Origin of the sequence: Agreia bicolorata, assembly GCF_000938265.1 — a bacterium.
GTDB classification, from domain to species: domain Bacteria; phylum Actinomycetota; class Actinomycetes; order Actinomycetales; family Microbacteriaceae; genus Agreia; species Agreia bicolorata.
On sequence record NZ_JYFC01000006.1, the window covers coordinates 228,442 to 252,020 of the forward strand.

25 protein-coding genes are annotated in these 23,579 nt (G+C 60.3%); 16 read left to right on the forward strand and 9 right to left on the reverse strand.

The features are described from left to right. Nucleotides 1-24: 24 nt before the first annotated feature. The 4 genes from TZ00_RS14290 to TZ00_RS19040 all read left to right on the forward strand — a co-directional run bounded on the left by TZ00_RS14290 (nucleotide 25) and on the right by TZ00_RS19040 (nucleotide 4,287). On the forward strand, nucleotides 25-645 hold the full coding sequence (locus tag TZ00_RS14290) for a signal peptidase I (RefSeq protein ID WP_044442641.1): 621 nt from the start codon (nucleotides 25-27) through the stop codon (nucleotides 643-645). Beyond that, the gene (locus tag TZ00_RS14295; RefSeq protein ID WP_152631217.1) at nucleotides 635-1,444 is read left to right on the forward strand and encodes a hypothetical protein; all 810 of its coding nucleotides are present in this window, start codon (nucleotides 635-637) and stop codon (nucleotides 1,442-1,444) included. Before TZ00_RS14290 ends, TZ00_RS14295 begins: the two co-directional genes overlap by 11 nt. After that, complete coding sequence (locus tag TZ00_RS14300) at nucleotides 1,441-3,267, forward strand: choice-of-anchor G family protein (RefSeq protein ID WP_152631218.1); 1,827 nt, start codon at nucleotides 1,441-1,443, stop codon at nucleotides 3,265-3,267. The genes TZ00_RS14295 and TZ00_RS14300 overlap by 4 nt, the downstream gene beginning before the upstream one ends. A 126-nt stretch (nucleotides 3,268-3,393) precedes the next feature. Continuing rightward, nucleotides 3,394-4,287 carry a hypothetical protein gene (locus tag TZ00_RS19040; protein ID WP_052521604.1) on the forward strand — a complete coding sequence of 298 codons (894 nt, stop codon included), beginning with the start codon at nucleotides 3,394-3,396 and terminating at the stop codon, nucleotides 4,285-4,287. 112 nt (nucleotides 4,288-4,399) lie between these two features. Here TZ00_RS19040 and TZ00_RS14310 read toward each other — a convergent pair whose 3' ends face one another. Beyond that, nucleotides 4,400-5,221: an endonuclease/exonuclease/phosphatase family protein gene (locus TZ00_RS14310; protein ID WP_044442645.1), complete on the reverse strand. Its 822-nt coding sequence runs from the start codon at nucleotides 5,219-5,221 to the stop codon at nucleotides 4,400-4,402. 134 nt (nucleotides 5,222-5,355) lie between these two features. Between TZ00_RS14310 and TZ00_RS14315 the strand changes: the two genes are divergently transcribed. The 3 genes from TZ00_RS14315 (at nucleotide 5,356) to TZ00_RS14325 (ending at nucleotide 6,693) form a co-directional block, all read left to right on the forward strand. Then, nucleotides 5,356-5,811 carry an SRPBCC family protein gene (locus TZ00_RS14315; protein ID WP_044442646.1) on the forward strand — a complete coding sequence of 152 codons (456 nt, stop codon included), beginning with the start codon at nucleotides 5,356-5,358 and terminating at the stop codon, nucleotides 5,809-5,811. 130 nt (nucleotides 5,812-5,941) lie between these two features. Then, nucleotides 5,942-6,403, forward strand: a complete 462-nt coding sequence (locus TZ00_RS14320; RefSeq protein WP_152631219.1) for a hypothetical protein — start codon at nucleotides 5,942-5,944, stop codon at nucleotides 6,401-6,403. Nucleotides 6,404-6,423: 20 nt separating this feature from the next. After that, a complete protein-coding gene (locus TZ00_RS14325) occupies nucleotides 6,424-6,693 on the forward strand; it encodes a hypothetical protein (RefSeq protein WP_044442649.1) in 270 nt (89 codons plus the stop codon). 60 nt (nucleotides 6,694-6,753) lie between these two features. On the opposite strand, the gene TZ00_RS14330 is transcribed toward TZ00_RS14325, so the two are convergent. Both TZ00_RS14330 and TZ00_RS14335 read right to left on the reverse strand, forming a co-directional pair. Further along, nucleotides 6,754-7,302 (reverse strand): hypothetical protein, encoded by a 549-nt coding sequence (locus TZ00_RS14330; protein WP_044442650.1) that lies wholly within the window; start codon nucleotides 7,300-7,302, stop codon nucleotides 6,754-6,756. Nucleotides 7,303-7,429: 127 nt separating this feature from the next. Further along, a complete protein-coding gene (locus tag TZ00_RS14335) occupies nucleotides 7,430-8,068 on the reverse strand; it encodes a CPBP family intramembrane glutamic endopeptidase (RefSeq protein WP_044442651.1) in 639 nt (212 codons plus the stop codon). Nucleotides 8,069-8,242: 174 nt separating this feature from the next. Between TZ00_RS14335 and TZ00_RS14340 the strand changes: the two genes are divergently transcribed. The 7 genes from TZ00_RS14340 (at nucleotide 8,243) to TZ00_RS14370 (ending at nucleotide 14,629) form a co-directional block, all read left to right on the forward strand. Continuing rightward, nucleotides 8,243-9,022: an SGNH/GDSL hydrolase family protein gene (locus tag TZ00_RS14340; protein WP_084606133.1), complete on the forward strand. Its 780-nt coding sequence runs from the start codon at nucleotides 8,243-8,245 to the stop codon at nucleotides 9,020-9,022. 53 nt (nucleotides 9,023-9,075) lie between these two features. Continuing rightward, a complete protein-coding gene (locus TZ00_RS14345; protein ID WP_044442654.1) occupies nucleotides 9,076-9,291 on the forward strand; it encodes a hypothetical protein in 216 nt (71 codons plus the stop codon). Nucleotides 9,292-9,319: 28 nt separating this feature from the next. Further along, nucleotides 9,320-10,378 carry an acyltransferase family protein gene (locus TZ00_RS14350; protein ID WP_044442656.1) on the forward strand — a complete coding sequence of 353 codons (1,059 nt, stop codon included), beginning with the start codon at nucleotides 9,320-9,322 and terminating at the stop codon, nucleotides 10,376-10,378. A gap of 162 nt (nucleotides 10,379-10,540) precedes the next feature. Then, nucleotides 10,541-10,843: a hypothetical protein gene (locus tag TZ00_RS14355; RefSeq protein ID WP_152631220.1), complete on the forward strand. Its 303-nt coding sequence runs from the start codon at nucleotides 10,541-10,543 to the stop codon at nucleotides 10,841-10,843. Nucleotides 10,844-10,984: 141 nt separating this feature from the next. After that, nucleotides 10,985-12,385: a tyrosine-protein kinase domain-containing protein gene (locus tag TZ00_RS14360; protein ID WP_044442659.1), complete on the forward strand. Its 1,401-nt coding sequence runs from the start codon at nucleotides 10,985-10,987 to the stop codon at nucleotides 12,383-12,385. 97 nt (nucleotides 12,386-12,482) lie between these two features. Next, nucleotides 12,483-13,145, forward strand: a complete 663-nt coding sequence (locus TZ00_RS14365; protein ID WP_238579703.1) for an arsenate reductase/protein-tyrosine-phosphatase family protein — start codon at nucleotides 12,483-12,485, stop codon at nucleotides 13,143-13,145. Next, the gene (locus TZ00_RS14370) at nucleotides 13,142-14,629 is read left to right on the forward strand and encodes a sugar transferase (RefSeq protein ID WP_044442661.1); all 1,488 of its coding nucleotides are present in this window, start codon (nucleotides 13,142-13,144) and stop codon (nucleotides 14,627-14,629) included. The genes TZ00_RS14365 and TZ00_RS14370 overlap by 4 nt, the downstream gene beginning before the upstream one ends. A 74-nt stretch (nucleotides 14,630-14,703) precedes the next feature. Here the strand turns inward: TZ00_RS14370 and TZ00_RS14375 are convergent, their stop codons facing one another. From TZ00_RS14375 to TZ00_RS14390, 6 genes are all read right to left on the reverse strand, one after another. Further along, entirely contained in the window at nucleotides 14,704-15,576 is an 873-nt protein-coding gene (locus TZ00_RS14375) for an O-antigen ligase family protein (protein ID WP_152631221.1), read from the reverse strand. Nucleotides 15,577-15,977: 401 nt separating this feature from the next. Continuing rightward, nucleotides 15,978-17,102: a glycosyltransferase gene (locus TZ00_RS19425; protein ID WP_152631222.1), complete on the reverse strand. Its 1,125-nt coding sequence runs from the start codon at nucleotides 17,100-17,102 to the stop codon at nucleotides 15,978-15,980. After that, a complete protein-coding gene (locus TZ00_RS14380; protein WP_044442664.1) occupies nucleotides 17,095-18,072 on the reverse strand; it encodes a glycosyltransferase family 2 protein in 978 nt (325 codons plus the stop codon). The genes TZ00_RS19425 and TZ00_RS14380 overlap by 8 nt, the downstream gene beginning before the upstream one ends. Then, the gene (locus TZ00_RS20545; RefSeq protein ID WP_084606139.1) at nucleotides 18,069-18,821 is read right to left on the reverse strand and encodes a DapH/DapD/GlmU-related protein; all 753 of its coding nucleotides are present in this window, start codon (nucleotides 18,819-18,821) and stop codon (nucleotides 18,069-18,071) included. The genes TZ00_RS14380 and TZ00_RS20545 overlap by 4 nt, the downstream gene beginning before the upstream one ends. Continuing rightward, nucleotides 18,755-19,588 carry a glycosyltransferase family 4 protein gene (locus tag TZ00_RS19435; protein WP_238579699.1) on the reverse strand — a complete coding sequence of 278 codons (834 nt, stop codon included), beginning with the start codon at nucleotides 19,586-19,588 and terminating at the stop codon, nucleotides 18,755-18,757. The genes TZ00_RS20545 and TZ00_RS19435 overlap by 67 nt, the downstream gene beginning before the upstream one ends. A gap of 236 nt (nucleotides 19,589-19,824) precedes the next feature. After that, nucleotides 19,825-21,300 carry a glycosyltransferase gene (locus tag TZ00_RS14390; RefSeq protein WP_338010794.1) on the reverse strand — a complete coding sequence of 492 codons (1,476 nt, stop codon included), beginning with the start codon at nucleotides 21,298-21,300 and terminating at the stop codon, nucleotides 19,825-19,827. Nucleotides 21,301-21,364: 64 nt separating this feature from the next. Here TZ00_RS14390 and TZ00_RS14395 point away from each other — a divergent pair, with 64 nt between their 5' ends. Both TZ00_RS14395 and TZ00_RS19995 read left to right on the forward strand, forming a co-directional pair. Continuing rightward, a complete protein-coding gene (locus tag TZ00_RS14395; RefSeq protein ID WP_044442666.1) occupies nucleotides 21,365-22,282 on the forward strand; it encodes a glycosyltransferase in 918 nt (305 codons plus the stop codon). Next, complete coding sequence (locus TZ00_RS19995) at nucleotides 22,279-23,520, forward strand: oligosaccharide flippase family protein (RefSeq protein WP_084606145.1); 1,242 nt, start codon at nucleotides 22,279-22,281, stop codon at nucleotides 23,518-23,520. The genes TZ00_RS14395 and TZ00_RS19995 overlap by 4 nt, the downstream gene beginning before the upstream one ends. Nucleotides 23,521-23,579 lie beyond the last annotated feature (59 nt).

Here is a 23,579-nt window from a genome sequence, read left to right on the forward strand (position 1 = left end):
GGCTGACGAGCGGAAGGCGAATCGATGAGCCGAGTCGCCGAGATCCGCGGGACCCACCGTGAACATCCCCATGCACACGGTGGGTCTCGTCACCCGAGACGGCTTGCGTCTGTCGCCACTCGAATCAGGGATGCGGCGCTCGCGCTCGCCGGTCTCGCCGGTCTTGCCGCCATCGCCTGGGGCATCGCAACAGTGTTCTTCGGATTCTCGCTCGTGACCTTCGCCACCGGATCCATGGCCCCGACGATTCCGACGGGCTCACTGGCTCTGGTGCGTGAGGTCCCGGCATCCGAGCTCGAGGTCGGGCAGGTCGTCACCCTTCAACGAGGAGGGGAACGCCTGCCGATCACCCACCGCATCATCGCAATCGAGCCCGACCCGAATGTACCGACCGGCCGCATCGTGTCGATGCAGGGCGATGCAAACACGATTCCCGACCTCTTTCCGTATCACGTGAAGACGGGAAAGGTCGTTCTCGGCTCCATCGCCGGGGGGCAGGCCATCAGCGACGCGATCGGAAGCCCGATCACCCTGGTCGCCGTGACTCTCGGAGCCGGCGCCCTCGTCTTATGGGCCTTCTGGCCCCGCATTCCGACATCCAGCACCACCGAACCACGAAGAGGTGAGAGACGCTATGCGCGTTGAACCCGCATCCGCGAGACGTCGAGCAGCAACAGCGCTCGCCATGGTCTTCGCCGTACTGCTTATGGTGGCGGGCATCGCGCTCGTCTCGGCCCGAGCATCCGCGGCCCTAGTGCTGCCGGGGGATCCCAACCCGCAGCCGGGTGCCCCCGGGTACCTGAGTCTCGAGACCTCGCCAGACCCGTTGCAGTTCATCGATATGAGCCCCGGTGACGTGGGTTACGGGCAGATCACGATGAGCCTCGACAACGCCGCGACGGCCCGCATCGCCCTCGAGATGTACGCCGGGGGAGAGCTGCTGGCTCACCCCAACGGCGTGGTCATCTCGATCGCGTCGTGCGACGTCGCATGGGCGGGAATTCCCGCAGAGCCGGTCACCTTCGACCCCCCAGATCCCGGATGCGGCGACAATCCGCAGCCGATCACCTCCGTCGGGCCGGGTGCGGAATCAGACGGAACGCCGCTGTTCGACCTCGGAACACTTGACGCGAACAGCCCGCGTTTCATCCTCGTCGAGGTGCGCATGCCCGACGTCTCGGCCAGTCGCGATGAGAGCCTCATGGGGCTCTCGGGAGACTTCGCCTTCCACGTTCTCGCCGAGGGCGACGACGCGGTTCCGACCACCCCGCCGACGACACCCGGCACGCAGACACCCGGCACGACCGGTGCCGGCGGCAAGGGCGGCCTCGCCAACACCGGACTCGATGTGCTCGCGGTTGTGCTCATCGGTTCTGGAGCCATCGCGCTCGGAATGATCGTGCGCTATCGCCGAACCCTCAGCCCCCGAAGGAGCGAGTCATGACCCCGCGCAGCACAACCCGCCGCCCCCTTTCTCGATCGGCGATGCGTCGACTGATCGGCGCGCTGGCGGGCGTGGTCGCGATCACCGTCACGGTGGGCACGTCGATTCAGGCCGCACCGACGGATGCCTCGTGGCTCGATGCCGAGTGGGATTCGGCCGCCGTGGGAACGCTTGACTGCGGCCCGGGCGGCTCGCCGTTCACCACGCGGGCGTCGGGCAAGCTGCTGGGCGGAAGCCTGGCTGGTATCAACCTCGACGACCTCGCCGAGCTCGACGGCATCAGTGGTGTCAACGACGAATCCGGTGTGGCGATCACGCCCCCGCCGCCGCAGTCGAACTCGCTGGGCGACAACGCCTACGCGAATCCGCTCACCGTCACGGCTCTGGACACTCTGCAGGTCAGCCTCGGCGATCTTCTTCTGCTTCCGCTGAACGCCGACCTCGGGGTCGACAACAGCTACGTGCGGGTCAACGCCGATGGAACCTCGACGGGTGCGACCGGCGCGGTGAGCAACAGCGGAGCCATCCAGACCACGGCGAGCCAGCCCGGCCCGAACCCGCCAACCTTCGCGACGCTGCAGTTGAAGAACATCGTGCAGTCGGCGCTCGGCCAGGATCTGAGTACGGCTATCGCGGGCCTTGCAGACGCTTCTCTCGAGGTGGGCGCCGTAGCGTCGAATGCGACGCTTGACGCCTGTGCTGCGACCTGGACGGGGTCGATTCTCTCGTCGCTGCAGCGCCAGTACGCAGTGGCCGGGGTCGACCTCGACCTGACGTCGCCCACGGTCGGGACTCTCGTCACGGGCACGACGGGAGTCATCAACGGTCTCGACGGGTCAGTCGAAGCGCTCGCGGGCAACGCCGGCGTGCTGTCGTCGTTGACGACGGGAATCTCCGGACTTGTGAACACGGTGCTGACCACGGCCGGCCTTGGTCTCGGGTCCGTCACCATCAACAATCTCGCCGTCAATATCGACCTGACCCAGGTCAATGGTCTCCTCGATGACACCATCTCCGACAACGCAGGAATCGTCAGCATCGATCTGCTGACGGGTCAGATCAGCATCGATCTCGACGGCTTGCTCGGCGCCGCCTATGGCACGTCGGGAATCAACGGGCTTCCTGCCAACACGCAACTGCTGATCAATGACGACATCATCAACGCGCTTACAGCGGCGACGACGGAGGCTCTCGTCAATTGGGTCGACGATCTCGAGAGCGAGATTCGGGATGCCCTCGAGTCGCTCACGCTTTCGGCCCAGGTGGTGGTGAACGTGCTCCAGGGCGCCGGCCCGCCTGCCGCTTCGGTGACGTTGTCTATCCCCGAAGTCTCGCTGCAGGGGCTCATCGACGGTGATCCTGTCGTGACAACGTCGGTGAGCCTGGCAGGCGGTGCCTCGTGCACCGTATTGACCCTCGTCCTCTGCACGGCCCTCAACACGGTTGGCACTCTGCTGGCTCCGACGATCTCCGCGTCGCTGGGTGCAGCACTCGATGCCGCTCTGTTCACCTCGGCGACCAACGTTCTCGCGACGACACGAGCCGCGCTCCTCGCGCTCACCGACCCGGTGATCACCTTGGTGGCCAACGCCACGCGGGGTCTCTTCGGAGAGGACTCCCTGCTGTCGCTGACCGCGAATGCCCAGAACAGCCCCGACCCGGCCAACGGCAACCCCGAGCCGGCCTGGTCGGTTCCGGGCCCGGATCCGGCGACGGGATCGACGGGTCAGTATGACGTGGCCGCATTGAGGCTCACCGCGGTGGGCACCACAGTGCAGCTCGATCTGGCCCGGTCGTCGGTGGGAACCAGCGCCCCGCGCTAGGCGCGATTCGGTGCCACCGTGCCCGAATACCTCTATTCCGTCGGGGCTACCCGCGCCGAATGGAGGTATTCGGGCACAAACACGAACCCATGCCCGCACACCGCCGCGATGAGCGAACATAGAAGCATGACCTCGAGCGAACTGCGGCGGGTGGCGAGAGCCCTCTACGAGCTGCCGCCCGCCGAGTTCACGGCGGCCCGCAATCAGGCCGCCCGAGAGGTGTCGCAGCGATCGGATGCCACGGCGATCAAACGCTTGGCCCGGGCGCAGGCTTCGGCCTGGGCGGTCACCGCCCTCGTGCGCGAAGACGTGGCGCTCTTCGGCGAGCTGCTCGAGCTCGGCGAGCGACTCCGCGACGCGCAGGAGAACCGCGATCCGGTCGCCCTGCGGTCGCTCGGGGCCGAGCGGCAGAAGCTGCTGTCTCGGGCATCCGCTCGTGCACGCGAACTCGCCGATGCCAAAGGCGTCACCGTCAGCGGTTCGGCCATGATCGAGGTCTCGCAGACCCTGCAGGCGGCAATGACAGACCCGGATGCCGCCGCGCTGGTGCGCGACGGGCTTCTGTTGCGCGGGCTGACGGTCACGGGGTGGGAGCCGGTGCGGCTCGACGGTGCTGCCGCGCTGCCGCCCGAGGGAGTCTCTGTGGGGCGGGCCGCTCGGGCTGCGCGACCACGGGCATCCACGGCCGACCCCGAGGTGAGCGAGCGGGAGCGCAAGTCGGCGGAGGCCGCGGCATGGAGCGCGCTCGACGACGTGACCACCGCGCATCACTCGGTGAGCGACCTCGCGAGTGCACTCGACGAGCTCGCGAGCCGGCGCGCCGACCTCGAGGCGGAACGCACCGAGATCGAAGAGCAGCTGCGCGGCGTGGAGTCGGATCTGGCGGGCATCTATCACGACATTCAGGTGGGGGAGCGCGACAAGAAGGCGGCCGAGCGCGCCGAGGTGCGGGCCAAGAAGCGGGCGAAGCAGGCCCAGGAGCGCCTAGACCGCCTCGGCTGGCCCCCGCGCCGAGGGTGAAAAGAGGGGTGAAAGATGCTCAGTGTTATGGCATCGAACTCCAATGCTCCATAGCTTTGTATCGAGAGAGCGCCGGTTCAACCCCCAATAGAGCCGGCGCTCCTCTTTTTGTTTAGCGCCGCAGCATCGCCTGCACGGGTTCATGATCGGATGCGGCTGCGCCGTCGAAACGCGAGGCATTGATGGCCGCCTCACGCACCTCGAGGTCCCGGCTCACGAGAATCCAGTCGATGCGCTTGGTGCCCGTCTTGGGTGCACGGTAGTTCGAGAACGTGCCCCACGGGGCGGTGAGCCGCATGCCGGCCGCGGTCCAGGCATCCACCAGGGGCCCGGCATCGCCGGCGATCGCCTCGAACGGAACCGTTCCGACATCGGTGTTCATGTCGCCCATCACGATGATCGGCTCGGCGCTCGATGTGGCCAGGGCCGCGAGTTGCTCTGCCGAGCGCAGCCGAGCCCGCCTGGAGATGTGGTCGAAGTGCGTGCTCACTACGCGAAGCGGTTCGTGGGTCTTCACGTCGACGAAGCGGGCGACGACGGCCACACGCGGAATCAGGTTTCCCCAGGAACGCGACCCCGCGACATCCGGTGTGTCTGACAGGGCGATCTGCTGCCAGCTTTCGAGATGTAGCCGACGCGAGTCGAAGAAGAGCGGGCATCCCTCGCCGGTTCCGTCGGCATTGCGGCCGTAGCCGATGCGGCGGTAGTGCGGGCCGAGAACGGCGGAGATGAAGAGCGCCTGATCGGGCAGGGCCTCTTGAGTCGCGAGCACGGTGGGGCGCTCGCGAGCGATGAGCCGGCGCAGCAGTGGCTGGCGTTTCGCCCAGAGGTCGGGGCTGCCCGGGGCGTTCTGCCGCATACGACGCCGGATGTTGTAGGTCATCACATGCAGATCGGGCGCGTGGGCCTCGCCGAAGATCGGGGCGTCAGTCATGGGGCCAGCGTAGGCCGCGTGACCCGTTTGGTGCGGGAGGCGCCGTGCGTCAAGGGGGGTCTCGTGTTGCGCGGGGCGACGTAACGTCGTGAGCGCACGGACAAGCTGATGCCGCAATACAAGGAGTTACTTTTATGCCCCAGATCATCGAGACCGTCGACGTTTCTGTTCCGGTGAATGTTGCCTACAACCAGTGGACGCAGTTCGAGGAGTTTCCCAAGTTTCTCGACGAGGTCGATTCCATTCAACAGGTGACCGACACTCTCACCGAGTGGAAGGTGAGCGTCGCAGGAGTCGAGCGCACCTTCGAGGCGAAAATCACCGAGCAGCACCCCGATGAGCGGGTCGCCTGGAACAGCACCGGCGGCGAGGTCGACCACGCGGGCGTCGTGACCTTTCACAAGCTCGCCGACACCGAGACGCGCGTGACCGTTCAGCTCGACTGGGAGCCCGAGGGCCTGCTCGAGAAGCTCGGATCTGCCCTGGGCGTGGGCAGTCACGCGGTGAAGAAAGACCTGAAGAACTTCAAGGAGTACATCGAGTCGGCCGAGCACCCCGACGGTGCCTGGCGCGGCGACGTTCAGGCGTAACGCAGCTTTCCTGACCGGATTCGACAAAGAGCTGAGAAATTCTTATCTTTGAATGAGTAGAGGGCGTTCGTTGACCGTTTAAGCTAAACGGGCGCCCTCTACTTTTCATTTCTCACACCATTCGGATTCCATGACTGCCCCTGTGCCCGCCCGCGACCACGCCAACATGACTGTTGCCGAGCGCGAGTTCACGTTCGACTCGCTGCTCGCGGAGTTCGGCGATCCCGATGCGTCGGCTCAGGTCGACGCTGGTTCGGCGCCGGCGACCCCGGCCGCTGCTGCCGCTGTGGCTGCCGCTGCCGCTGCTCCCTCGCCCGTTCCTGCCGCAGCTCCTGTCGCCCACACGGCGCCGCCGCAGAGGCGCCAGATTCCGGATGTTGCCGCCGCGAGCCCCGCGCCGATGAGGCGCTCGGACGCCAAGGCGGCAGCCCAGGCGCCCATCGCTCAGGTGCCCGCGCCCTTCGCCGCGCCGAGGCGCCGCGCTGCCCGGCTCTCGCTGCCCATGCCGCCGGCTGGCGTGCTCAAGCTCGGCGGCCTCGTTGCCGTCGCCGGCATCAGCCTCACCCTGGCGTACGTGGCCCTCTCGCGCTGAGAATTCCGTACGGTGGAGGCATGACATTCGCCTCTGTGAAGCGCATTCTGCTGGTCGCCGCGATCGTCGCTGTTGTTGTGGGGTCGGTAGCCGCGGTGGTTTCCGCTGCCCAGCCCATGTCGTTTGCCTGGATTGCGTACGCGCCGCTGTCGCGCGAGGTGTTCAACCCTAACTCCACCCACCTGATCGCAGCTCCGACGATATACGCGCTGACGGTCGTCGCGCTCGGTCTCATCGCAGCCGCATTCTGGGCCGGGCTCGTCGTGGGGGAGCGCCGATCGCGAGATTGATCGTGACCTACGGCGACCAGGGTGTGCAGTGGGCGCTGAGAGGGAGACCCAGCTCAGTGACTATTGCGGAGCAAGGTCACCACAGGCAGGGATCTCGACGACGTGCTGCTCGAACGCGCCTCGAATGCGGTTGGCGGCTTCGAAAGGCTTCTGGGCGTCGGGAAACATGATCGCGTTCATCGCATCAAGATCTGTCGCCTCCGACACCTTGCCCCAGCTCGCGCTGAGCTGCACTGATGTCTCGCCGAGAAGGTGGATGTCGTCGCTGATCTCCGTAGGCCATATGGTCGGGTCGGCCAGGAACTTGTCGGCAGCCAGATTGAACTCTCGTGAACCCCGGGCGGCGACAGGAGCGATCTGAAGCGCGTCGTTCGTTGCCAGCGCGTTGTAGAGCTCCTCGCGCACTGCGTTCGTCGGGCAGGTCGACTCCGCATAGACCTCGGCCGCGTGATTCCACAAAGGTGCCTGAGCGCTTGGCAGGGCAGTCGGATCTGGAGTGGCTGCTTTCACGTCCCCCACGATGTTGAACCGAACGCAGCCGCTGAGCCCCGCGACGAGGAGTGCTCCCAGCAGAGTGGCTGAGATGGCCGCCCGTGCGCCGGTTGGCATTCGGCCCCATGAATCTGATTTTCGAGACACAAGCCCCCCGGCCCTCGATCGCGATGAATTCGATACCTGAAGCCCCCGGCGACGAATACAACGACTCTGGCATAAAAAAGAGCGGTCTGCTCCGCAATCAGAGCAGCGAAGACAACACGAGTGATCCGTTGAACACCACATGAGCGATAACTGATCCGCCGATGCGACCGGTGAGGCCCGCGATCAGGGCGGTTCCGAGTCCGAGGACGAACGTCGAGAGTCCGAGCACAAGTGCGGCGGTGGGGTTCACGGCCTGGGTCAGGTGCAGGGCGGCGAAGAGTATGGCGCTTGCGAGAATCGACAGCACTGCTGCTGATCGTGAGCCCAGCTTTGGCGTGCTTGCGAGAAGCATCGCTCGCTGAAGCAATCCTCGAAAAAACAGTTCCTCTATAAGGGGAGCGATGAGAACAGGGGCGAGGATGGTGCCGAAGAGCCACCATCCGTCGTAGACCGTGTCGCCGAAGGTCACCCCCATACCCACCATGTGGCCCGTGACTGCGATCTCGATGATGCCTGCCGCTGCGCGGGCGAGGAGACCCGCGCCCACTCCGAGAAAGACGTCGAGAAGCGTGATCCGCAATCCGAGATCTCGAGGCAACGAGCGAGTCCCGCGAACGAAGCACGCGACAGTGACCGCGGCGAGAAACGGAACCCACACGACGGCGTAACTCAGCAGAAGCACAACGTGGCCGTCGTAGAACGTGGCCGAGCGCAGCCACGTGATCAGCGCAGTCATCAGAATCAGTGCAAAGGCGAGGCCAAATACCGACTCAACGATTCCCCACCGCCGCTGCGGCGCATTCCCCCGAGGCGCTGTCACTCTGCCAACGTAGCGGATGCGCGCCGCAATACTCAGGTCGCCCACAGCGCAGAGCAAAGTAGGCTGGAACTTCATCTCGTGGGGGACACTATGGCCGCAAAACCCAGCCGATCACGACCGGGCCGACGTCTATTCGGTCGCGGGGCCGACTATGTCGCGCTTGGATTGATCGCGGTTGCCGCTATCGCCCTCGCTGCTCTCGCACTTTCGGGGTTCTCGCTGAGACCAGGAATCAATCTGTCGCCAACGTCGCGCCCGGCATCCACCGTCTTTGATCTGCCCGCGGAAACCCCCACTCCGACGCCAACACCCGAGGCGCCGATCAGTGTTTCGCTTCTCACCGACCAGCCGAGTGCTGCGGCCGACTCGTGGTGGGCGTCGTCGGTGGCTGCATCACTGGTGCCGGGAGTCGTCGCGGGCGGAGATTTCGCGCCGACCGCAACGGTTGATTCTGCGCTCACGGTCTCTGAGCTCGAGGCTCGTGTCGCGGCGGTGCCGAGCCTGAGCGGTTTCGTCGTTGTGCACGCGGGAGCGGGCGATCTCGATGTAGGTACTGCGCCGGCCGCGGTGGCCACGGAGGTACAAGGCTTGTGGCAGGCAGTCGCTGCCAAGGGGGGTACTCCGATTGTGACTCTGGTCTCGCCGTCGAATGAGAACGGGGCCGAGACTGTCGAGCTCAACGGTCTGTTGCAGACCGACGCAGCGGCAGCAGGCTTCGGTGTTCTCGATCTCTATTCGCCGGTGGCAGCCTCCAACGGTTCGTGGTCACCCACGTTCTCCGCCGACGGAGTTTTGCCCAATGCTGCGGGGTCGCAGGCGCTGGCGCAGGCCGTGGTCAGTCAGCTTCCACAATTAGTCGTAACAAAATAATGCGCCCGTAACGCACGCCCACTACGGTGGACATCAACAACTGGGGGGTGAATATGGGTGAGGTGTACCTCGAATCCGAGGGCGAGAAGGTCGCTGTCATCGCACGCAAGGTCGGGGCAGGTCAGCCCGTTCGCGTGGCGACGGTGTACTTGATGACAGACGGGTGGCACGCTAAGAGTGCTGATCTGCACACGCGGCACGCCTGGTCCGGCCCATATGGGTCGCCAGCAGAAGCTCTGGCGAGTTTCGCCATGCCGATCAGCGCCTAGGCCACCACTGACTAATTGACGGGCGGGTATGAAGACGATAGACGACGTCTTCGACCCAGCCCGAAACAGTCTCAACGCGATTCGGCTGCTTCTCGCTGCGAGCGTCATCGTCAGCCATTCTTGGCTGGTCAACGGGCTGGGGCTTCCTCCCATGGTCGGCGGTACAGACCCGGGGCTCGTAGCAGTTGCCGGTTTCTTTGCAATCTCGGGCTATCTCGTCACGTCGAGCCGACTTCGCGCATCGACGCTGCGCTCGTATCTCTGGCGCAGGTTCTTGCGAATCTACCCGGCGTTCATCGTTGCGCTCGTGGTTGTCGCGTTCGTGCTTGCGCCCCTGTCGGCACTCATCGACCCATCGAGCAAGGTCGACTGGGGCAGCGCGGGGCTTTATGTACTCTCGAACGCCGGCTTGTACCTGCGGCAGGTCACCGTTGAGCACACGCTGATCAACAACGCCTTTCCGTTCGTCTGGAATGTGCCCTTGTGGACCCTGTTCTACGAAGCGATCTGCTACCTCATCGTGGGTGTGCTGGTGTCGCTCGTTCCGCGCCGGATGCTCGGTGTCGCCCTAGTCGCGCTGCTCGCCGTGTGCACGGCACTCTCGATGTCGTTCCATCTCTGGCCGGGCTTCATGATTTTGCCCATCTTAGAAAACTTGGCGAGCCTGGGCAGCTTCTTCTGCGCTGGGGCTCTGCTCTACATCTATCGAACTCGAGTGCCATCGTCTGGCCTTCTCGTCGCCGTCGCAATTGTGCTCGCGCTTCTGCTCGCCACACTCGGTCTCTTCAAACCGCTCGCCGCCGTGGCGATGGCATACGGGGTGCTCTACGCCGGTAGCCGCCTGCCACTGACCGGGGTCGGTCGCCGCAACGACATCTCATACGGCATGTATATCTACGGCTTTCCGACGCAGCAGCTGCTGATTCTGGTGCTCGGGGGAGCCATGCTTCCCGTCTGGCTCTTTGCGATCGCGTCGGTCGCTGCAACGATTCCCCTGGCCTGGCTCAGCTGGCTCGGGGTGGAGAAGCCTGCGCTCCGGCTGCGGCGTCGCGACCGAAGACCTGATTCGATACGAGTCGCCCCCTAATTGGGTGTATGAATCGTAAGGCGCGTTCGGCGGCGCGGCGATATCCTCATGAGCGGGGGCAGCGTTGTCGGCCGGTACCAGGCTTGACGTCATTGTCGCGCATGGTTCGGCGGATCGCATTGGCATGCTCCGATTCACTGAGTGATGCAATGGGGAAGCAGCATGATGGATGAGATTCCGGCTCGGGTCATTCGCCTGTTCGGCAACGACAAGGCGCGACCGAAGGTGATGCGGGTCTATAACGCGAACACGGGGTGGGCCGCCGCGGAGGGCACTCCCATCATCACGTGGCAGACGGTCGAAGACCTTCTTCGCCAGGGATCGACCTCCGCTGAGGTCAAGTGGCGCTTCCGTACGCGGCAGTTCTCCATTCTCGACATGAAGCGTCCGGCACTAGACGGCAGTGTCGAACAGACGCAGCCGGGTGCGGGTCAAGCGCGACGCGGTCGCGGCATCCAGAACTGAGCAATGCGCCGATAGCTTCAGCGGCTCCGCGTTACATCTCTGTAACGCGTTCGAAGCGAGGCTCCCATCGAACTATGGCACGATGACGGTGGGGCCTTTTTGGCCACCAGGCTTGACGACCTTGAGGGGAAGGCCGCTGAAGTGGAACTTCGCGATTACATCCGCATCCTGCGCAAGAGTTGGGTGCTCATCGCGGTGCTGCTTTTCGTCGGCATTGGCGCAGCTGCCGGCTATTCGATTCTCCAGACTCCGAAGTACAGTTCCTCGGCCAAGGTCTTCGTCTCGACATCGGGTGGCACGACAGCGTCGGACCTTCAGCAGGGAAACACTTTTACGCAGCAGAGGGTCAAGACATACGCTGATTTGGCGACGACGCCGATTGTGCTGCTGCCTGTAATCACTGAGCTGGGCCTCGATGTGAGCAGCAGTGATCTAGCTAAAATGATCACGGCGTCTGCTCCTCTTGATACCACGTTGATCGAGATTTCCGTCACCAATGTGGACCCGACTCTGTCTGCGCAGATTGCCACTTCGGTTTCTGAAAGCCTGACGCTCGCAGTGGAGAATATCGAGACGTCGACGAGTGACGCTGCAAATGTGTCGCCCGTCAAGCTCACCCTCGTGCAGCACGCCGAAGTGCCCCAGAAGCCCGTGAGCCCGAACATTCCGCTGAACATCGCACTGGGCGGGTTGGTTGGTCTCGCTTTGGGCATAGGCCTAGCTGTGCTTCGCGAGACGCTCGATAACCGAATTCGCAACGAGCGTGACGTCGAGCTCATCACCGACGTACCGATTCTCGGTGGAATTGTGTTCGACCCCAAAGCCTCCGAACGCCCGCTCATTGTGCACGACGACCCTCGGAGTCCTCGCGCCGAGTCGTTCCGCACGTTGCGTACTAATCTGCAATTTCTCGATGTCGGTCGCGAGAACCGCTCCTTTGTTATCACGTCATCCATCCAGAGCGAGGGCAAGAGCACGACCGCGGCGAACCTGGCAATTGCGCTCTCCGACGCAGGCGCTCGAGTGTTGCTCGTCGACGGCGATCTTCGTCGGCCGAAGGTTCATGAGTACCTGGGGCTTGAGGGTGCGGTCGGCCTGACCGACCTGCTGATCGGCCGGGCCGAGCCTGAAGACGTCATTCAACCCTGGGGCAAGGGCGATCTGTTCGTGTTGCCTGCCGGCAAGATTCCGCCGAACCCGAGCGAGCTCTTGGGCTCCGACGCGCTTGTGAATCTAATCGGAGAGTTCAACCGCGCCTTCGATGTGGTGCTCTTCGACGCCGCGCCTCTTTTGCCCGTCACAGACGCTGCGATCTTGGCGCGAACGGTCGGAGGAACAATCGTCGTGTGTGCCGCTGGCAGGACCCACAAGAACCAGCTCAAGGGCGCCTTCACTGCGCTGGGCAACGTAGATGCGCCGATCTCGGGGGTCGTGCTTACGATGCTCCCGACAAAGGGCCCGGATGCCTATGGCTACGGGCGCTATGGATACGGCTACGGATATGGCTATGGGGATACATCTGTTCCCGCTGCCACATCGTGATCGTGGTCCAGTATTAGGCCAACCGCGCACTGTCATCTTCGGGGGGAGATAGGTATTGGTTCAGTCAGAGTCCGGTGACGAATTCGTTGTTCTTTTCGTGTGCACGGGCAATATCTGTCGTTCGCCCTTGGCAGAGCAGCTCCTACGTTCCCGGACGGTGTCTCGCTCGGCCTTGATTTCGACCTCGAGTGCCGGCACTTATGCTTTGCCTGGTCAGGCCATGACCGAACAGGCAGCCGCGCTGTCACATCGGTACGGTGGCGACCCATCGCAACACCAGGCCTCTGAATTGACCCCGGCTCTCGTCAAGCGGGCAAATCTCGTTGTGGTGATGAGTAGGGTGCATCGCGCCGAAGTCGTGTCGATGATGCCGAGGGCGTCTCGCAAGACGTTCACGTTGCGCGAGCTGGATCGACTGATCGGCACGTATCGAGAGCTTGAACCCGAGGCATGGGCCTCACGCCGCGAAGCGAGTGTTCCCGCGCTCGATGCCTTTGTTCGTGACGTTGGCGCTGTGCGTGGATTCTCGACGGCGGCAGTCGTACCGACGGACGACGATATTGTCGACCCCTATCGTCGGGGGCAAGGCGTCTACGACGAGGTTGGCTCGCTCATCTCGCAATCAATTAGTCACGTGGCCGAGGCAATCATCAGTGTGACCTCTTCTGGGTCAAAAACAAGACGTGATGAACTGTCACAAAACGATAGGATCGTCCAGGATCAGAGTCGCTCCGCTCAGCAGCAACGGGGGGAACGATGATTGAGCACCAGGTCGAAGCCGGAACCAAGCAACCGACGCACAAGGTCGGGCGCGATTGGCGCCAGCGTTACGCGTACGGCCTCATGCTCACTGATCTGCTCGTACTCATCTGGGTGATCGTAGGGGTGCAGATCGCTTGGTTCGGGCTTACGACGTCGGAAGTGACGTTCAGTGGAAGTTTGAGCGACGTGGCTCTAAGCTACAGCTTTACTTCGCTGACCTTGATCGTCGCGTGGATGCTGATGCTCGGAATCTTCGGGACTCGCAGTTACAGAGTGCTCGGCACGGGTGCTCAGGAATATCGACTCATCGCAGATGCGAGTGTCCGCCTGTTCGGACTCGTGGCGATCGTGGCTTTCCTGTTCAAGATCGACTTTGCCCGCGGATACATTCTCCTGGCATTTCCGCTCGGGGTCATCATTTTGCTGATGTCGCGATGGATCTGGAGACAATGGCTCGGAGTGCAGCGCCAGAACGGTGAGTACTCTTCGCGTGTCCTTCTCGTGGGTTCCGAGGCATCGACGATGTATCTCGCGAGTGAATTGGCGCGCCTTCCGACGGCTGGTTATCACGTAGTAGGGGCATGTATCCCTAATGGCACAGTGGCTGGCTATCTCGGCGACACCGGGGTGCCCGTGTTTGTGAGTATTGACCGTCTGCAGGAGGCGATGGGCCAGAGCGGGGCAGATACCGTTGTGATCACCAGTAGCGAAGAACTTTCGGCCGAGAAGATCCGTGAGATCAGTTGGTCGCTCGAGCCCGGTCGTCAGCACTTAGTCGTCGCGCCAAGCCTCACTGACATTGGCGGCCCTCGAATTCATACTCGTCCCGTTGCAGGACTTCCTCTTATCCATGTGGAGACCCCGAGGTACTCGGGTGCAAAACAGTTCACGAAACGGGCTTTCGACCTTGTCGTGTCCTCACTACTGATCGCTTGTCTGTCGCCGCTTCTGGCCCTCGTGGCCATCGGTGTGCGGCTGACGTCGTCCGGCCCGGTTCTTTTTAGACAGGAGAGGATCGGCATCGATGGCAAGCATTTCGAAATGCTTAAGTTTCGCTCGATGGTCACGAACGCTGAAGAAATGCTGGAGCAGCTGAAGCTCCAGCATCGAGACAAGGGTAATTCTGTGTTGTTCAAGATGTCGAACGATCCGAGAATTACGCCTATCGGAAGGCTCCTGCGTCGGTTCAGCCTTGACGAACTTCCGCAACTTTTTAATGTGCTTGGCGGAAGCATGTCACTTGTCGGTCCGAGGCCACCCCTGGAGCGGGAGGTCGATCACTACGACGCCCACGTTCACCGTCGGTTCCTGGTAAAGCCTGGCATAACAGGGCTGTGGCAGGTGAGTGGACGATCGAATTTGTCGTGGGCAGATACGGTGCGCCTGGACCTCTACTACGTCGAGAATTGGTCCATTACTGGGGACCTGAACATTTTGTTGCGGACAGCCAGAGCCGTATTGGCCCGGGACGGAGCCTTCTAGGCATTCAGGGCAGATAGGTGCACGCAGCGACCGTCTCATCGGACGATGACAAACCGGAGACGGCCTGTGCGGGATCAAAGACGGATGCTTAGAGGCCGTTTCTTCTCGTATATCTGCCTCAACGAGTTCGACTTGGGATTCTCGCCAGAATCGAACAGCGCCATAAAAACCCATGGAAATGCAAACCAAATAGAACTGGTGAGAGCAGAGGTTGCACCAAGTCCCAAGAAAAACCCCAGACTTTCAATTGGCGTCGATGTCCGGCGCCAGAGAGCGAAAAGCCCGACAAGCAACAGTGTGAGCCCTATCAGCCCTGAGTCGTATAACTGAGCTATCCACGCATTTGATAAATAGTCAATCCGGGCTGTGCTGACGAGATCGCCGTGTCGCTGTGAGAAACTGTTTGATCCCAATCCGGTGAGAATCGAATCGTTGCTTTGGATATCCGAGAAGGCTAAGCGCCACGAGGTGATCCTGAACGCAGCTGTGCCCGAATCGAGAGTAAAGATTGACGATGCTCGATCGAGCAGCGGAAGCAACCATGTCGGCCCGCCACTGCCCATTGACAGAATTACGGTCAAGGAAATCAGAAAAACCCCGACGATATTTTGGGTGACTGGCTTCCTGCGACGCAGGAGGGTGAGAAGCAGGATGATCCCGAGCGAAAACCAAGTGGCACGTGTCATCGTGAGCACGCCGGCCATGGCGATAACAATAGAGATGACGAGAACCCTCCGAGTCAAGCGCTCGCGCCAGTAGAGCACCAGCGCAAACCAGAGACAACAGATGGCTCCCATGATATTTGGCTCGAAGGAAAGCCCCACGATGCGGACAAATGCATCACCTGTATCTGAGATGGTGAGAGGAAAATGAAGACCGAGAGTTTGATTTGCCGCCCAGGCAAGCAGAGAAAGGGCGCTCACAAGACCGATGGCGTAGGTTCCCACTGTGACTAGTTCTTCCCTCTTCTCCATGTACCTCAAGGTGACCATGAGAGCGAATATGCTCGCCGCCGTCCAAACGACTATATAGAGGCTTGAGACAGGCTGGGGGGAGCGAAATATACTCGCGATGCCGGCGAACAGCAGCCACGACGACAACGAAACCCAGATCCATGGTGAGATGCGGTGACGTCGAACCTCTGGGGTCTCTCGACGCTGTCCTACTACTGCGGCCAACAAGAACACAATGCCGAGATGTTCAGGACGAACAACAGCTCCAGCAACGTTGAATCCGATCCCATTCGAGATCATGCAGAGCACGTAAAGAAACCAACTTATTCTCCACCGACTTAGTAAGTATGGAAGCAAGACCACGACCGCCGTCGCTACCAATACGTACGCAACCATTAATTCGTTGGCCCCAGGTCTTGTGCTCGAGGCATAAGCCATCTATCCGCGAGGATGCGTCCATCCATATTTGGAAGAGTCGACTGAATATCTTCTGCAGATCGATCCGTCTTAGAAGCGGAAACGATACCTCGCGCGATGTCCTGGGCGCCGCAATCGGAGTCCAGGACGACATGTCCGTGATCCTCAAGCCACGTTGCCAGGCCTGTTTCGCGGGTGGTCACGATCTCACATCCCGCAGCTAGTGCCTCAACGATGGGTAGACCGACTTGCTCGCGCCATTTTGGCGTTCGTCGAGAAGGCAGGACGACAACGTGCGCCGATTCGAGCGCCGCTCTGATCTCGGGTCGGGTGGGGTTAACTCGCAGATCTACGAAATCAAGTTCCTGCGTCCGAGTGCGCACGGTTGCCTCTAGTTCACCGTGCCCAAGGACTGAGAGTCTTAGTTCGGGAGCTTTGTGTGAGACGAAAGACCAAGCCTCGAGAACGGAAAGAACGTCTTTTCGCTCATCAAATGCTCCCAAGAACATGACCTTGTTCTGCTTCTTTGGGGTCGTGGTTGGAAGAGCGGTTGGAAGCGCAAGGTATGTTGTGACTTTCAGCTGTCGGTATCTTTGTTCCCAGTCTGGACCGAGAACAGAAGCATAGTTCGCGCGCGCACCATCGGTCCCAAAGGCAATTTGGGAGGTCTGGCGAAGTATCGGGTGCACCATGAGGCGAAGAACAGTTCGCACGAATACCGAAGGTAGCCGAAACCTGGATTGCACTTTCTCGACCTGGTCCAGATTTTCAATTGCGTAAGACACGAGGGTGGAGGTTGGCCTTGCGGGTCTCAATAGGTGCTTGGCTCCGATGACCAATGAGATCATCAAGACCTTTGTTGTTGCTCCAATTGCTAGGGGTTCAGGAACTTCTAGGCGTCGATAGTCATTCGACCATATTCGCCTGAGGAATCCGAGCAGAGTAACTCGGTGCACTTGCGGCATAGAAAGCGCGAGCCGCTCGTCCCAGTCTTCCCGGGTTATCGAATAGTAGAAGTCTGCCGCGCTCATCTCGGATAGCCGCTCAAGATGCGCAACCCGGGCAACTGGGTAATAGCGTGCGCAGTTTGAATACTCAGCCACGTGTCTCCTCCCGCTTCTCTAACCGAATCGATTCTCTCCATAGTGCAGTTGCATACAGGCGGAATCGTAGAGAGTTGATGCGGCGTGACTGCATCTTTGTGCCGGGTAGCCGGGAGAGCGACGCGTAAACAGCCGAGCGGCCTGCGAAGCCTCCTACGACAATCAATTTCCATGTCCCCGAGTGCAGCAGGCCTCGAGAGATAGAGCTCTTATAGAGGTCGAACAAGTTGACGATCCAAACAGTCCCCACGCGGCCGTCCACGTTCGTGCTGCTACCACCTACCTGGTGAAGTGCGGTCAACGTCTTGTCGACTTTGATCAGGTTGCCTTCTGCCCGCAGCCGAAGACATAGATCGACGTCCTCCGCATACATGAACCAACGCTCGCTCAATCCCCCCACTCGCTTCCACGCGTCCATTTTGATCAGTAGACAGCCGCCCGAGGCCCAGTCGACAGACGTCCTGGATCCCACCAGGTCGTGGTTGAAGAAGTAGTGCCCGCGGAGGAGCGGAAACCGTCCACTCAGCCGGGATAGCCCTGATGCGTGCAGGAACATGCGCCAGATAGACGGCCTAAGCCCGGCGCCTATGGTAAAAAATTCGGATTCCGGGTCCCGTACAAGAGGAGCATACGCAACGGCTTCAGAGTCCTCCGAGAGGTGACGACTTAAGTCTCTAAGTGTCTCGCCATCAAGAAGAGCATCCGGGTTCAGAAGTAAAATCTGATCGCTATTTACGCTTGACGCGACAATATTCACGGCTTTAGCAAAGCCCAAGTTCTCGGAACTCTCTATGATCCGGACGCTAGGGAATGAGTCTTGAACTAAATCGATAGTGTTGTCGGTCGATGCGTTGTCCAGCACGACTATCTCCGTGTCGAGAGGATTTCCAAGACGCTCCAAGCAGTTGGCAATCACATGTTCGCTGTTGTATGTGACTACTGCGACTGCGATGGTCGATTTGGCCGTCATCCTCGTAGGCCGATCACCTTAGCGGGGGAACCGACCGCGACGGAGAATTCCGGCAAGGACCGAGTCACCACAGAACCAGCGCCGACCACCGAACCGGATCCGATAGTCACTCCGGGCATTACTTTCACGCCTGCCCCCAGCCAGCAGTCGTTGCCGACGACGACGGCTAGCCGTTTCCCGCCTTGTTGGGCGATAGGAACGTCGCGTCTTTCGTATATGTGATTTTCGCTCACAATGAATACGTCGGGGCCCAGTAAGCAATTGTCTCCAATTGAGACACCGCCCTGGCCCCAGATGGTCGCACGGACTCCGATTGAGGTCTGGTTGCCGATGGATATTCCCACGCCGGGTTCCCGCAGTACGACTGATGCCATCAAGATGGAGAATGCGCCGATTGTTACCCGATCTCCGATCCTGATCCCGTCACCTCCGTAGCATTGAAAGAACGAGTGTTCGCCAATTACAAGGTCGGGTCCCGCGCTTAGGCTCCGTCGGTTGTGGATAGTCACGTTTCGACCTAAGAACTTTCGGTGAGTAGCTCTGAGGGACTTTGCGTCAAACACGACTCCTCGCGCGACTGATGGTATTCGTGTGAGAACCATGTGTAAGGCGACGGACGTGGGGAGATCTCCCAAATCGTGTCCACGAACTCGCTGATAAATTTTGCCCACGAGGCGCCCAATCATGAAGTGTGGATTCCCTTCTGATTCCCGAGCACCTGTCGGACCTTCACCGCGACGTCCGCCCATGAGGTTTGAATAGCGGTTTGGTGGACGCGCATTTGCTTGAGCTTCTCGGGCACATCACGGATCACTTCTGCTAGAGCTTCCACATCAAGCGGATCTGTATAGATGGGGCCATCACCATTTACTTCCCGCAAAATGGGGATATCGCTCAATATTCGTACCGTGCCGAATGCACTAGCCTCGATTGGAGGTAAGCCGTAGCCCTCATCGAGCGAGAGATAAATCAGCGCTCGCGCATTTTCATACAGCCATCGGAGCTCTCCGTCAGAGACTCGGCCCAGGAAGCAAAGCGCTTTCTCGTTCACTAGCTGTCGAGCGATGGCGGGACCATCGTCGGGCAACCCATTGGGCTCCCCGACTACGACGAGAGGCGTGTCTTCAGTAACTGTTTCTGAGGCTGCGGATGCGCAAACTACCGTGGCCAGATTCTTACGTACATTTAGGCGTCCTACGGAGAGGAAGAAATCCCGCGATTTCGGCGCCCCCCGTGGTGGTGTCGAAACTGCCGTGCTCAGAGATGATGCGACGGCGAGCCCGACAGCACTGATCTCCTTGGCCCGGAGGAATCGCTTGATACGCCTAGCTTCTGTCTTTGAGGATGTAAGCACCGTCGAGTTCGTTAGTTGAAGTAGGAGGCCGATAAAGCTGAGATAGAGGCGCTCGCGCATGCTAAACCACTCAGGATGTTCCTTAAAAATCGCATCATGAATGAAAACTGCGCCATTTCGTGCCAGCGGAGCAAAGTTCTGCGTAAGGATCTGTGCTCCCATGCCTCGTGCCTTCCAAGGCACTTCGAAGGCAGCCGCAAGTGCATGAATCGGCAAATCCAAAGGCAAGAGGTTGAGATTCGGCAAAGCGGCTTGCAAAGGCTGTACGTCTGACCGTCGGCACGCGAGCCAAACCTCGTCGTCAGGAAAAGACTCGATCCAAGCGGCTACAAGTTCTCTTACGACCAGTCGGCCGCTAGGCGGTCCGCCAAACCACCAATAACCGTCGAAGATAACCTTCATTGCGGCTTCGCCAATAGAACTTTTAGTTCGTTCTCGTATGACGCGCATACCGCTTCCCACGCGTAGTGCTCGCGCGCTCGCGCCTGGATTTGGATCCTCATTTCAGATTGCTGCTGCTGGGACTGCATGACTTGACGGATTGCGTTTGCGATGTTCTTCGCGTCGGGATCCACAAAGACCCCATACTCTCCTAGCACCTCACGGTTGAAGACCGTGTCGCGTGCGACTGTCGGCGCGCCACAAGCCATCGCCTGCACGAGGGCGGGATTTGTGCCCCCCACGCTATGACCGTGAAAATAGACGCCAGCGTGCTGCCACAAGGAATGAAGTAACGAGTCGTCACTCACATGGCCCATCCAAGTGACATTAGGCGAGTCGCTCGCCAAGCGTCTTGCCGCATTGTCTAGCTCGCCGCCATATCCCGAAGAGCCCACTATTACTACCTTGTAGTCCTCAGAGATATGCTTTGCGGCTTGGAGAAACTCCCAAAAAGTGTTCTCTGGAACAAATCGCGCCACAAAGAGGACAAACTTCCCGTGCGCGAGTCCAGGGGGCACCGGCAAGTCGTCGGGGACGTCACCGCCATATGGGATAAATGCGCCATCTCGCTGAAAGTCCTTAGCCCACATATCGCCAATGTGTACCGAATCGTGAACTAGGCGAGTGGCATGGCGTGCTGTTGCTTTTGCTCCGCCAAGAAACATAGCTTTGGCTATTCGACCCCATTTTTCCCGTTTCCATTCGACACCGTCGACGTTCACGAGAGTTGGGATTGAACGCAGCCGAAGAAGCGGTAGAAAATAACCGTTGGCAACATTCATGACGAGAGCGACCTGTGGCCTGGTCGCCGCGGCGTGTGCTGTTGCTGAGAAACCGTATGTCAGCGTGCTAAGTGATTTGGATTCGAGTCCCCACGTCACTACTGACCTAATCCGGTTATCGTCAGGGTCACCGGACTTCGACGTTCCGCGGCGACCGTAGACCGTGACGTCCCATCCTCGAGCCGCCAGGTACGGCGCAAGTCTACGAACGGCCGTTTCGAAACCGCCGTAGTAGCTCGGATACCCACGCGTTCCAATAATGGCCACGGACTTGCGATCCGGACCGTGCTCAGATCGATAGGAATTCATCCGATCAGATTCGTTGATAGATCGAGCATTTATGTTTGACCCCCCAGTCCAACTGCGCACAAGGCGCGAGATGTTTAGATTATCGGGCTGCAGCCCATTTCGCGTAACGACGAAGATCAAGATCGCCTGACACCACGTCCAGGCGGGGCACGCGACGGACCCGCCGTAGCTTGTTCGTTGTATATGACGATCCATCGTGACATTAGCGGGGTACGCTTCGTTCAGACGTTCAGGTAGAGCTGTGGTGTTCCGGGGGCAAAGATACTCGATCGCTGGAAAGCGGTGAATTGAGTATGGAGCGTCAACTGTGGCGCCTCGGGGACGCTCTCCGAACTGATACATGCACTTCGAGGGCGGAGGTCTATATGGTCTTGTCTGTTTATGGGTCGGGGAATGGTGTGATGCTATGAGTGAGCGTCCGATCGGTGTCGTGGCCGTCGTCGCAACGTTCAATCCAGATGACGGGTTGCTTGACAATGTTCGTCAGATTATTAGTCAGGTCGACAGTGTTGTCATAGTCGATGACGCGAGCACCAACGGCGCGAAAGTCTTGAGCGAATGTGAGGAGCTGGGCGCTCAGATCATTCGATTTGCGGTGAACGGCGGTATTGCGAGATCCCTGAACGCCGGGATCAGAGCGGCGAGAGCCCAACGCGCGAAGTACGTGCTCACCTTGGACCAAGACACCGAGATTCCTGACCGGTATGTTGAAACGCTAGTGTCGGCCATTCTGAGTCTTCGTAGATCCGGCGTGAATGTCGGGTTAGTGACCGCGGGCAGGATGAATGGGTATGATCGTCGGCCCCGAAGGACCCATGACGGTGTGATTGTTGGGATAGACGTCATGCAGTCGGGGTGCCTGTACGAGATGGACACAGTCAATGAGGTCGGTGAGTTTCGCGAAGATTTTGTGATCGACTGCGTCGATACTGAGTATTGCCTGCGGCTCCGCCGTCACGGTGCGGCGGTCGTGTGGGTGCCGAATCTAGAGTTACGCCACACTGTTGGGGCTACGTCACCCGTCTATTTCTTCGGTCGGAGATTCGTCATCTTTGGAAAGTCACCTCAGTCCAGCAACCATGCGGACTTCCGTAGGTATTACATGATGAGAAACCGGCTGCTACTTTACGCAGAGTTTGGTCGGAGCGACTGGGAGTGGCTACGGCACTCGGTCCCCAACCACGTCAAAGACACCCTGCTTGCAATCGTGTTCGAGGCAGGCCGAGCCTCGCGTCTTCGAGCTATTGGTCAAGGTATCGCAGATGCGATTAGAAATCGGACTGGTCCGATGGCAAGCCGTTCTCTGCCTGAACGGCGGGTATGAACGTCCCATGGCGGAGACTTCTAGCGTTTTCGGCGCTTCCAATAGTCTCCGCGATCTCTCCCATCGTGGTATTGCCTGCCCTAACGCGGACTGTGGGGCCAACAGGATGGTCATCGATCGCTATTGGTCAGTCGATTGGGATGGCAGTTGCGCTGCTTGTGAATTACGGGTGGGGTGTGGCGGGGCCAAGCCTTGTAGCAAGGTCTGGGGAACGTGGACGAGGGGATATTTACCGCATTAGCTTGATCGTTCGAGGCATCGCGGCATGCGTTTTCGTCCCAATAGGTTTTGCGGTATCTGAGACCCTAGATCCAGCGACCGGTCCCCCTGGGGCCGGTCTGATGGCGATCGCCATGGCACTCGGTGGACTTGCGCCAACTTGGTACTACATAGGTATCGGACGTCCCTCACTCATAGCAGCGTTTGATACATTGCCCCGGCTCGCGGCTGCTGTGATCGCAATACCAGCGTTGCTACTCTTTCCATCGGTCATGACGTATCCGGTGTGTCTCATTCTTCTTTGCTGCGCATCGGTGCTTTGGTCAAGTATTTCGATCGTTTCGCGCGGACAGTCCTTGATGGATGATCTCCGAGCAAGCTTGAGATTTGTGCGAAGGCAGACCTTGCTAGTGCTTTCCGGATTGATCTCCAGTGGCTACACGAGTGTTTCTGTATCGCTGGTCGCAGGTGTTAACTATCCGGCCGTCGCCTCGTTCGCGGCCGCCGACCGGATTCGGGCCATGGCCAAACAGGGAACGATGTCTGTGGGCAATGCTCTCCAGGGGTGGGTATCCGAAGAACGGGACTGGTTGCGCGCACGAAGGCGAATGATGTTGAGCATTTCGATCCTCGGTGCCGTTGGCGTCGCTGCCGGCGCCGTGGTCTTTTTGGGGCTTCCCGTCGTCGATAACCTGCTTTTCGGGCCGGACATTCATGTCAGCCAGATGACTGCGTTGTTCTGCGGTGCGTCGCTCGTTTTTACTGCGCTCTCCATCTCCTTCAGCTATCACGTATTGGCCCCGCTAGGAAAGACGAATCTCATTGCCGTCGCAACGACTCTCGGCGCGGCGGTAGGCGTCCCCCTGATCCTGATTTTGGCTCATTCATCAGGGGCGGCCGGCGCTGCGCTTGCAGGTGCTTCAGCGGAGGCCGTTGTTTGCGTCGTCGAAGCAGTCGCGGTCGTGCGAATTCTGAGAAGCACCCTCCCGCTCGGACCGTGGCGGATTACGCATGCGTAACCTGATGTCGACGGGTGGCTTCGGTGAACGACCTTTCATGGTTAGAAGACGCGTCGAGA

Excerpts from the sequence above, each read along its gene's own strand:
- TZ00_RS14290 (WP_044442641.1), top strand. The coding sequence starts at position 25 with ATGAGCCGAGTCGCCGAGATCCGCGGGACCCACCGTGAACATCCCCAT.
- TZ00_RS14295 (WP_152631217.1), top strand. The coding sequence starts at position 635 with ATGCGCGTTGAACCCGCATCCGCGAGACGTCGAGCAGCAACAGCGCTC.
- TZ00_RS14300 (WP_152631218.1), top strand. The coding sequence starts at position 1,441 with ATGACCCCGCGCAGCACAACCCGCCGCCCCCTTTCTCGATCGGCGATG.
- TZ00_RS19040 (WP_052521604.1), top strand. The coding sequence starts at position 3,394 with ATGACCTCGAGCGAACTGCGGCGGGTGGCGAGAGCCCTCTACGAGCTG.
- TZ00_RS14310 (WP_044442645.1), bottom strand. The coding sequence starts at position 5,221 with ATGACTGACGCCCCGATCTTCGGCGAGGCCCACGCGCCCGATCTGCAT.
- TZ00_RS14315 (WP_044442646.1), top strand. The coding sequence starts at position 5,356 with ATGCCCCAGATCATCGAGACCGTCGACGTTTCTGTTCCGGTGAATGTT.
- TZ00_RS14320 (WP_152631219.1), top strand. The coding sequence starts at position 5,942 with ATGACTGCCCCTGTGCCCGCCCGCGACCACGCCAACATGACTGTTGCC.
- TZ00_RS14325 (WP_044442649.1), top strand. The coding sequence starts at position 6,424 with ATGACATTCGCCTCTGTGAAGCGCATTCTGCTGGTCGCCGCGATCGTC.
- TZ00_RS14330 (WP_044442650.1), bottom strand. The coding sequence starts at position 7,302 with ATGCCAACCGGCGCACGGGCGGCCATCTCAGCCACTCTGCTGGGAGCA.
- TZ00_RS14335 (WP_044442651.1), bottom strand. The coding sequence starts at position 8,068 with ATGACTGCGCTGATCACGTGGCTGCGCTCGGCCACGTTCTACGACGGC.
- TZ00_RS14340 (WP_084606133.1), top strand. The coding sequence starts at position 8,243 with ATGGCCGCAAAACCCAGCCGATCACGACCGGGCCGACGTCTATTCGGT.
- TZ00_RS14345 (WP_044442654.1), top strand. The coding sequence starts at position 9,076 with ATGGGTGAGGTGTACCTCGAATCCGAGGGCGAGAAGGTCGCTGTCATC.
- TZ00_RS14350 (WP_044442656.1), top strand. The coding sequence starts at position 9,320 with ATGAAGACGATAGACGACGTCTTCGACCCAGCCCGAAACAGTCTCAAC.
- TZ00_RS14355 (WP_152631220.1), top strand. The coding sequence starts at position 10,541 with ATGATGGATGAGATTCCGGCTCGGGTCATTCGCCTGTTCGGCAACGAC.
- TZ00_RS14370 (WP_044442661.1), top strand. The coding sequence starts at position 13,142 with ATGATTGAGCACCAGGTCGAAGCCGGAACCAAGCAACCGACGCACAAG.
- TZ00_RS14380 (WP_044442664.1), bottom strand. The coding sequence starts at position 18,072 with ATGACGGCCAAATCGACCATCGCAGTCGCAGTAGTCACATACAACAGC.
- TZ00_RS20545 (WP_084606139.1), bottom strand. The coding sequence starts at position 18,821 with ATGGGCGGACGTCGCGGTGAAGGTCCGACAGGTGCTCGGGAATCAGAA.
- TZ00_RS19435 (WP_238579699.1), bottom strand. The coding sequence starts at position 19,588 with ATGGGAGCACAGATCCTTACGCAGAACTTTGCTCCGCTGGCACGAAAT.
- TZ00_RS14390 (WP_338010794.1), bottom strand. The coding sequence starts at position 21,300 with ATGTATCAGTTCGGAGAGCGTCCCCGAGGCGCCACAGTTGACGCTCCA.
- TZ00_RS14395 (WP_044442666.1), top strand. The coding sequence starts at position 21,365 with ATGAGTGAGCGTCCGATCGGTGTCGTGGCCGTCGTCGCAACGTTCAAT.
- TZ00_RS19995 (WP_084606145.1), top strand. The coding sequence starts at position 22,279 with ATGAACGTCCCATGGCGGAGACTTCTAGCGTTTTCGGCGCTTCCAATA.